We start from the raw sequence: 531 nt of genomic DNA, 5'->3' as shown, positions 1-531 counted from the left end.
GCGTGGATAGCGATCTCATCAATGTCGGTGAAAATCTGACGCTTGACGGCACACTGAATGTCAGCAACGCGGGCGGTTTTGGCTCCGGACTCTATCGCCTTGTCAATTATGACGGCACGCTCACCGATAACGGGCTCGAAATCGGAGCCGCGCCTTCGGGCTTCAACGCAAACAATCTCACCGTGCAGACGGCGACGGCAAAACAAGTGAACCTGTTGGTTGGTGCGCCATTTGTCTCCTTCTGGGATGGCGCGAACACCATCGCCAACAACGCAGTCGACGGCGGTGCGGGCACCTGGAGCGCAACGGGCAATAACTGGACACTTGCAGACGGCAGCGCCAACGGTGCCTTCGAGCCTTCGGTATTGCTGATTTTCGCCGGCACGCCCGGCACGGTGACGGTGGACGACAGTGCTGGCGCAATCGGCATCCAGAGCGGCATGCAGTTCGCTGTTGACGGCTATAATGTCATCGGCGACGCTATCGGTCTCACCGGCGCGAACGTCGTCCGCGTCGGCGACGGCACGGCAA

Annotated in this window: 1 pseudogene; it reads left to right on the top strand. The window is 60.3% G+C overall.

What is annotated here, in order from left to right:
• Positions 1–531 (top strand): annotated as a pseudogene (locus tag C5748_RS28420) (autotransporter outer membrane beta-barrel domain-containing protein); the annotation flags it as partial.

The sequence above is a fragment of the Phyllobacterium phragmitis genome, assembly GCF_002980495.1.
GTDB classification, from domain to species: domain Bacteria; phylum Pseudomonadota; class Alphaproteobacteria; order Rhizobiales; family Rhizobiaceae; genus Paramesorhizobium; species Paramesorhizobium phragmitis.
This window is presented reverse-complemented; position numbering and strand designations above follow the sequence as displayed.